General features: G+C 61.1%; 7 protein-coding genes. 4 read left to right on the forward strand and 3 right to left on the reverse strand.

Annotation, left to right across the window (positions count from 1 at the left end; genetic code table 11):
* Window positions 1-40 precede the first annotated feature (40 nt).
* Window positions 41-1,237 (reverse strand): pentapeptide repeat-containing protein, encoded by a 1,197-nt coding sequence (locus AC1DX3_RS10810; protein WP_476989290.1) that lies wholly within the window; start codon window positions 1,235-1,237, stop codon window positions 41-43.
* A gap of 140 nt (window positions 1,238-1,377) precedes the next feature.
* Window positions 1,378-1,863 (reverse strand): Fur family transcriptional regulator, encoded by a 486-nt coding sequence (locus tag AC1DX3_RS10815; protein ID WP_476989291.1) that lies wholly within the window; start codon window positions 1,861-1,863, stop codon window positions 1,378-1,380.
* 190 nt (window positions 1,864-2,053) lie between these two features.
* Between AC1DX3_RS10815 and AC1DX3_RS10820 the strand changes: the two genes are divergently transcribed.
* Window positions 2,054-4,174, forward strand: a complete 2,121-nt coding sequence (locus AC1DX3_RS10820) for a TonB-dependent receptor (protein WP_476989292.1) — start codon at window positions 2,054-2,056, stop codon at window positions 4,172-4,174.
* Between the two features lie 229 nt (window positions 4,175-4,403).
* On the forward strand, window positions 4,404-5,192 hold the full coding sequence (locus tag AC1DX3_RS10825; protein ID WP_476989293.1) for a SapC family protein: 789 nt from the start codon (window positions 4,404-4,406) through the stop codon (window positions 5,190-5,192).
* Window positions 5,193-5,262: 70 nt separating this feature from the next.
* On the opposite strand, the gene AC1DX3_RS10830 is transcribed toward AC1DX3_RS10825, so the two are convergent.
* Window positions 5,263-5,676, reverse strand: coding sequence for an acyl dehydratase (locus AC1DX3_RS10830; RefSeq protein WP_476989294.1), 414 nt, complete (start codon window positions 5,674-5,676; stop codon window positions 5,263-5,265).
* A 167-nt stretch (window positions 5,677-5,843) separates the two neighbouring features.
* Between AC1DX3_RS10830 and AC1DX3_RS10835 the strand changes: the two genes are divergently transcribed.
* Window positions 5,844-7,088 (forward strand): helix-turn-helix domain-containing protein, encoded by a 1,245-nt coding sequence (locus AC1DX3_RS10835; RefSeq protein ID WP_476989295.1) that lies wholly within the window; start codon window positions 5,844-5,846, stop codon window positions 7,086-7,088.
* A gap of 113 nt (window positions 7,089-7,201) precedes the next feature.
* Window positions 7,202-8,338, forward strand: coding sequence for a flavodoxin-dependent (E)-4-hydroxy-3-methylbut-2-enyl-diphosphate synthase (gene ispG / locus AC1DX3_RS10840; RefSeq protein WP_476989296.1), 1,137 nt, complete (start codon window positions 7,202-7,204; stop codon window positions 8,336-8,338).
* Window positions 8,339-8,534: the final 196 nt, after the last annotated feature.

Consider the following 8,534-nt stretch of genomic DNA (forward strand, 5'->3'; position numbering starts at 1 on the left):
AAAAGCTAATATCGCAGGTCATTCTTTATGACTGATGGTATTAGCGCTCCGTCAGGGTGTAGTTACAACCCTTGTCCCGGACATTGTCGGTGACGGCGGACAGCATGCGCGCCCGCGTCAGATCGGCATTGGTCAGATTGGCGTGCGCCATCTGGGCATTGGTGAGGTCGCTGCGCAGCAGCCGGCCGCCGCCCAGGTCGAGCGGCCCCAGCTTGGCGCCGGTCAGATTAGCGTGGCCCAACTGCGCGCCGATCAGCCGCGCCCCGCGCAGGTCGGCGCCGCTGAGGTCGCAGCGGCGCATGTCGGCATTGACCAGGTTGGCGCCTTGCAACTGCGTGCCGCTCATATCGATGCCGAAAAAGCAGGCGCCCTCGGCATCGACCGTCGTCAGAATTCGCCGGCGCATGCGCGCGACCAGGCGGAAATCGACGCCGGGCAGGGTCTGGCGGGTGCCGTCCTTGCCTTCGCTGATCACCCAGCGTTCGTGAATGGCCAGCAGGTCTTCGAGGGGTTGATCGTCGATATAGACGCTGATCGGATCGCCCAGCATGCCCGTCGTATCCGCCGCCTTGAGATTGCAGCCGGATGTCATCGTATCGACCATGACGGCGCCACGCATGGTGGCGCCGGTGACGTCGGCGCTCGACATATCGGCGCCGCTCAATATGGCGCCGTCGAGATTGGCATTGCGCAGCCTGGCGCCGGACATGATGGCGCCGGACAGATTGGCGTCGTGGAAATCGGTTTGAATCGCCATGGTGCCGGTGAGGCGGGCACCCGACAGGTCGGCGCCGCTCAGGATGGCGTAGTCGAGCTCACCGGCGCGGCGTTCGTGCTTCATCAGGCGCAGGGCCTGCTTCTCGTCCTTGAAGGCGATCTGGCCTTCGCGCAGGTCGCATCCGACAAGGCTGGCCGCCGTCAGATTGGCCCCACGCAGGGACGCACCGCGCAGGTCGGCGCGATCGAGATTGGCGAAACGCAGGTCGGCATTGCGCAGGTCGGCGCCGAACAGATTGGCGCGGGTGAAGATGCTGTCACGCAGCGAGGCGCCATACAGCCGGGCGCCGGTCAGATTGGCGTCGCTGAGGTCGACGCCTTCCAGCTTGATGTCCGTCAGGTCGATATAGGCGAAATTCGCCAGCCGCCCGCCCGCTCGCCCGCTTTTGTAGAAACTATGCAGGTTGAGGATGGTGTGCAGCGATGTCTTGTCGAGCTGTTGAAGGGTCGCGGCGGACATATTGCCTTCGAGTCGGATGGGGAGACGCGACGACTTTTAGAGCCATTGCGTGACACTTGGCAAGCTGCATACAATCGATTTCGTAAAGAAACCTGCGCCTTGGCACCTATGCAGAGCATAAGCTCAGGCCGTCGATAGCTCTAGGCTTCTTCCTGGCAGGCGGCGCACAGGCCGCGGGCTTCCAGGGTGATGTGGCTGACCTTGAACCCGCTTTGCGCCGCACTGACCTCAATGTCGTGGACATTGGGGATGGCGATTTCGACGCTTTGCCCGCAGCATTCGCACAGCAGGAAACCGGCGGTGTGCTGGTGATCGCGCGTGTCGCAGGCGACGAAGGCGTTCAGGCTTTCGATGCGATGGATCAGGCCCATCTGTTCCAGGAAGCTGAGGGCGCGATAGACGGTCGGTGGCTTCGCCGCGCCATCGGGGTGGAAGCGGTCGATGACATCATAGGCCTTTACCGGCGCGCTGGCCTCGAGGATCAGCTCATAGGTGCGCAGGCGCGACGACGTCATGCGCTCGCCGGCTTCGATGCACAGGGCCTGGGCTTCGGCCAGGCGGTCGGCCTTGGCGTCGGGTTTCAGGTCGTGGGCGTGGTCGTGGGTGTGTTCGCAAACATGGCTCATGGACCTAAGTTAAGATGCCTTGGACGATTTCGCAATCCCGCCGCGGTCACATCACCGAGATAAAAACGTAAATCCGCCACATTTGCCACAATTTCGATACACTATATCACTTTTCCAGCTTGACACTCATTATGTTATTTCATAACATATTTGCACTGCAGCAATTTGCTCCCCATGCCATGAGGTCGACATGATCGTTTCCAAACCCTTCCGTCTCGTCCTTATGACCGGTCTTTCCGGCGCCGCCCTGCTGTCGGGAACAGCGCACGCCCAGGCAGTAGCCGCGCCCGGCGACGTCACCGAGGTCGTCATCAAGGCGCGCCGCCTCGACGCGGCCCGTCAGACCATCCAGGCCGAGGTCGGCGCCTCCAGCTATACCATGCCGAAAGCCCAGATCGCCGCCATGCCGGGCGGCGATAATGTCGCTCTCAACAAGGTTATCCTGCAGGCGCCGGGCGTGACGCAGGATTCCTATGGCCAACTCCATGTTCGCGGTGATCACAACAATATCCAGTATCGCCTGAACGGCATCATCCTGCCCGAAGGCCTGAGCAATTTCGGCCAGGTCTTAAGCCCGCGCTACGCCAAGAGCATCGCATTGGTGACTGGCGCCCTGCCGGCGCAATACGGCCTGCGTACCGCGGGTGTCATCAATATGCTGACCGAGTCGGGCCTGAAGAACAGCGGCACGGTGTCGATCTATGGCGGCAGTCACGGCGACTACGAGCCCAGCATCACCTATGGCGGTTCGCGCGGCAACGACACCTTCTTCGGCTCGCTCAGCTACGAGCAGTCGCAACTCGGCATCGAAAGCCCCTACAATACCGACACACCCTTGCACGACCGCACGACGGCCTTTTTGGGCTTCGGCTATTACGACCACATTATCGACGACGACAGCCGCCTGTCCTTTATCGCCGGAGTCTCCGACCAGAGTTTCCAGCTGCCCAATACGCCGGGCCTGAATTCGGTCGACGACGGCACGGGCTATACCGTCAATGGCATCGACAGCTTCACCAGTGACCATCTGAATGCCAACCAGAAGGAGACGACAGATTACGCCATCGTGTCGTATCTGAAGACGACGCAGAATTTTACCGGTCAGGTGTCGCTGTTCGCCAGGACGTCGCAACTGACCTATAAGCCGGACTGGGACGCCGAGCTGGCCTTCAACGGTGTTGCCCAGGCCGCCGACAAACAGGACACGTCGCTGGGTCTGCAGGCGGAAGGCGCCTGGACGCTCAATCCCGCCAACACTCTGCGCGCCGGCGTCATTCTGTCGGGCGATCACAGCGTCTCCAAGACGCTCAGCCATGTTTTCTACCTGGATGATGAGGGGAACCCCACATCGGATACTCCGGTCGCCATCGTCGACAATAGCCGCAAGAATTCCAGCACGCTCAGCCTCTATGTCCAGAACGAATGGACGGTGTTCAGCCAGCTGACGGTCAATTACGGCCTGCGTTACGACAAGCTCAAATCCTATCGCGAGGAAGATCAKCTCAGCCCGCGCCTGAATTTCGTGTGGACGCCGCTTAAGGGGATGACGGTCCATGGCGGCTATGCCCGCTATTTCACGCCGCCGCCTTACGAACTGATCGCCAGCCAGACCCAGGCCCTGTTTGCCGGGACATCTTTCGACCTGTCGGGCCAGAACGACGTGCCGTTCGCCGAACGCGACAACTATTACGATCTGGGCGTCCAGCAGCAGCTGACCGCGAACCTGACGGTCGGCGTCGACGCCTATCATCGCGTCGCCCGCTACCTGCTCGACGAGGGCCAGTTCGGCGCGCCCATCATCCTGACGCCGTTCAATTACAAATACGGCCGCAATACCGGTATCGAATTCACCGCCAACTATCAGAAGGGGCCTTTTACCGCCTATGCCAATATGGCGGTCTCGAAGGCTCAGGGGCGTTTGCTGGCGTCGTCGCAGTTCAATTTCGCGCCAGAAGACCAGGCCTATGTCGCCGACCACTTCATCTATGTCGATCACGACCAGACGACTTCGATCTCGATGGGCGGCAGCTATAACTGGGGCTCGACCCGTCTGTCGCTCGACGGCATTTACGGCAGCGGCCTGCGCACCGACGGCGCCGTACCCAATGGCGCGCGCCTGCCGGCCTATGCCCAGATAAATGCCAGTATCAGCCATCACTTCACGGCGGCCGGCGGCCTGGATGCGCGCTTCGACATCATCAACCTGTTCGATCGCGCCTATGAGATCCGCGACGGCGGCGGCATCGGTGTCGGCGCCCCGCAATGGGGCCCCCGCCGCGGCTTCTTCGTCGGCCTCAGCCACGATTTTTAAGTAAGAAGAAAACCCTAACTTCCTCTTACCGTAGAAGAACGGCCTCCGACGCCCCTGCGGGGCGTCGGCAAGCGCGACCGCGCGCCCGAGCGATGCGAGGCTCTTCCCGCGCCCTTGGCGCGCACTAAAAACGCACGCGCTTCTCCAATTCCGTTAGCTTGGCTTGCCAGTCGAAGGCGCGTGCGCTAGAAGCGAGGCTCAATTTTCTCCAACCCAGTATTAAGCGACCATGGCCCAAGAACAAAACAACGATGCGACGCTCTCAGGAAACGTTCTCTTCTACAAAAACCCCGAGCCTCTGAACCCCGACACCCATGGCGCCATGGGTATCAGCGCCGTGCCGGCGCCCCACGCGTTCGTCGCCGAAACCAATGTCGTGCCGCTGACGGTCGCCGAGTTTCCGGCTGCCTCGCTCAGCTATCCGATCGTGTTCATCGGTGAAACCTACATGCCGGTGGCGGCCATGGGCCTGTCGTCGGGCCAGAATGTCTTCGTGTCGGCGTCGGGTGACTTCAAGTCGGACTCCTATCTGCCGGCTTTCGCCCGCCGCTATCCCTTCGTGTTCGCCAATGACGAAACGGCCGAGCGCATGATCCTGTGCGTCGATACGTCCGCGCCGATGGTTCGCACCTCAAACCCGGACGTGCCGTTCTTCGAAGACGGCAAGGCCACGCCTTATGTCGAGAACGCCATGCAGTTCTGCTCGGATTTCGAAAACGAGCGCCGCCGCACCGAATCCTTCGTCGGCCTGCTGCGTGAACTGAACCTGCTGGCGCCGCGCGAAACCCTCTATCGTCCGCAAAACGCCGACGGCAGCGTCGGTGAACCGCAAAAGATCGCCGAATATTTCGCCGTCGACGACAAGGCGCTCAACGCGCTCAGCGCCGAGAAGCTGGTCGAGCTGCGCGACAATGGCGCCCTGACCCACATCTATGCGCACCTGAACTCGCTGTTGGCCTGGGACAAGCTCATCGCCATGACGATCGAGCGCAACGCCGCGCAACCCGTCGCCAACTAAGGCTGGCGAAGGTCAAATTGAAAAAGGCCCCGGACGCGAGTCCGGGGCTTTTTTTTAGGCTTGCTAAAACCTAAGCGACCGGCGGCTTGGGCAGGCGCTGAAACACGCAACGTGTCAAACACGAAAACACCAGCCGGCCGGCTTCATCCAAAAGGTCGTGCTGGGCGATCACCACGCCCTTGGTATCGCCGACGGCGTCCTTGCCCATGACCGTCATCCGTCCGCGCAGCAGCTCGCCGGCCGGCGGGTTGCGCGACCAGCGCAGGGCGTCGACCGCCAGACGCTTGGTTTGCGGCCAATGCGACGAAGCTTCGGTTTCCAGCTTGGACCACAGGGCGAAGATCAGGGCGTCGGGGGCGCCGTCTTCGGCATTCCAGGTCGGCGCGTAGGTCTTGCAGAAGGCGTGCAGCTCGTCTTCGGAAATGACCCCGGCGCCGATGGAAACGCTTTGGCCGATATACAAATCGTCGAAGGCTGCGGGCATGTCGGGACATCCATGTGGAACACTTTGAGGCCCCGGTCATAAACCGACTTGGGCTCAACCGCAAACACCAAAAATTGTCGTTGCCGGGCAGGGCATTCCACCGGCCGTTCTTGATTAATCATGGTGGCTGTGGTTGTGTCCGGATCGTTAGCGTACAGGACAGAAGTATGAACGATACCGTTCACCCGATCGAAGACGAGCCCTATCAGGGCGTTTATCGCGGCCTCGGCAGCACCATGCCTAAACAACCCGCGCCGGTTCATCTGCCCGATCGCTTCGACCTCGCCGAAATCCTGCGCAAGACCCGCGAAGCCAAGGGCCTGTCGCTGGAAGAAGTGTCCGATCTGACCCGTGTTCGCCGCAACTATCTCGAGGCCCTGGAACAGGCAGCCTATGACGTTTTGCCGCCGCGCGCCTTCGCCATCGGTTATGTCAAGGCCTATGCCAAGGCTCTGGGGCTCGACGAAGAAACCCTGGCCGACATGTACAAGCGCGACCTCACCGAGCCGCAGGTGCGTCTGCATGCGCCGTCGGGCGCCTCGCTGGAAGACGTCAAGCCGAACTATCGCCTCTATATCACCTCGGCCCTGTGCCTGGTCGCCGCCATCATCATCTGGAACGTCGTCCAGTACAAACCGGTCATCTTGCGCAGCAAGGCGGCCCAGGACCAGATCGCCAATCAGAAATGGACCATCGGCATCCCGCTCATTCGCGATGGCGTTCTGGTCCTGACCCAACCCGCGCCGGCGCCGCGCGACCAGGACATTCCCGCGCCCTATGTCACGCCTGGCCTGGAGGAGGGTTTCGCCTCGATTGCCGCCCAGACCAATTCCGCCTCGACGGCGCCCGTGCCGGTGACCGACGTGTTGCAGATGCGCAAGGCCTTCAATCCGCAGGGCGCCATCTATGGCGCTCAGCCGGAAAATTCCTCGGTCACCATCCAGGCGACTAAAAGCGTCAACCTGATCGTCCATACGACCGACAATACGGTCTTTTTCGCCCATCAGCTCGGCGTCGGCGAAGCCTATCGCCTGCCCCAGTCGGGCCAGGACGCCGTCCTTCTCGACGTGTCGGATTTCAAGGCTTTCGACGTTTTCTATAATGGCGAATATGCCGGCGGCCTGGATGCTCTGCTGTCGCCGATCGGCAAGGTCAATGCCAAGGCAGCCGCCATGTCGGCCGTGCTCGACCAACGCCAGGCCCAGGCCGGTCAGGTCGTCGGCGCTACGGTCAAGGTGCCGCCGAAGATCGAAGCGCCGACCGCGGCGCCGAAAGCGACCGAGCCTATTCCTTATCTGCCCGCGATCAAAAAGACCGAACCGGCGCCTGTGGTAGCCGCTCCGGCGTCATCGTCCAGCAGCAGCGCGGTGATCGAATCCCCGCCCATGCCGGCCGATCCCGGCCAGCCTTAATCGAACTTGGCGTAATATTATGTGAAACGTCCCTTGTGACGCCGCGCGCCGGTTCTGATATATGAAGCGAAATTATTCGCCACGTCGCCGTATGTGGAATTGAGAGATTGTATATGGATTCCCATCACCCTACCAACGCTTCTGAAGGCGCCGACCATACCCATGTCAGACCGTGGCGCATGATCGAACGGCGCAAGAGCCGCCAGATCAGCGTGGGTAAGGTCAAGGTCGGCGGCGACGCCCCGATCAGCGTCCAGTCCATGACCAATACCCTGACCTCGGACGCCGAGGCCACCCTGGGGCAGATCCGCGCCCTGGAAGAGGCCGGCGCCGATATCGTCCGCGTCTCGTGCCCCGACGTCGAATCGACCCAGGCGCTGAAGACCATCGTCAAGCACAGCAATGTGCCGATCGTCGCCGACATCCATTTCCACTATAAGCGCGGCATCGAAGCGGCCCAGGCCGGCGCCGCCTGCCTGCGTATCAATCCCGGCAATATCGGCTCCGACGCCCGCGTCAAGGAGGTCATTCAGGCCGCCAAGGACTATGGCTGCTCCATGCGCATCGGCGTCAATGCCGGTTCGCTGGAAAAGGACCTGATGGAAAAGTACGGCGAGCCGTGCCCCGAGGCCATGGTCGAAAGTGCGCTCTATCACGCCAACATCCTGCGCGACCATGACTTCCACGAGTTCAAGATCTCGGTCAAGGCGTCCGACGTCTTCCTCACCGTCGCCGCCTATCAGCAACTGGCCGATGTCATCGATTGCCCGCTGCATATCGGCGTCACCGAAGCCGGCCCATTGCGTAACGGCACGATCAAGTCGGCGATCGGGCTGGGCAACCTGCTGTGGGCCGGTATCGGCGACACGGTGCGCGTCAGCCTAGCCGCCGACCCGGTGGAAGAAATCAAGGTCGGCTTCGATCTGCTGAAGTCGCTGGGCTTGCGCCACCGTGGCGTTAACATTATTGCATGCCCGTCATGCGCCCGTCAGGGCTTCAACGTCATCGACACCGTAGCCAAGCTGGAAGAGCGCCTGGCCCACATCTCCAAGCCGATGTCCCTGTCGATTATCGGCTGCGTCGTCAACGGTCCGGGCGAGGCGCTTTACACCGATGTCGGCTTCACCGGTGGTGGGGCAGGGGCCGGCATGGTCTATCTCGGTGGCAAGCCTGATCACAAGCTGAGCAATGCGGACATGATCGAACATATTGTCGAATTGGTCGAAGCTCACGCCGACAAGCTGCCATAAAAAAATCATAAAAACTATATTACCGGTAGAGCGCAAACGATTGCCTTTAAGAACAATCGTTTCGGTGTATTTCTGCAGATTGAGTCCTTTTTTTATACGCACAATTCGGCCACATTTCGCGAAAGAGTTGACTGTTCATTAACTTCTCGCGTGCCTTCCTGCGCAACAAAATGCCCGGTAGGCGCGTGATTCTAAG

The organism is Asticcacaulis sp. P2_B1 (assembly GCF_056404915.1).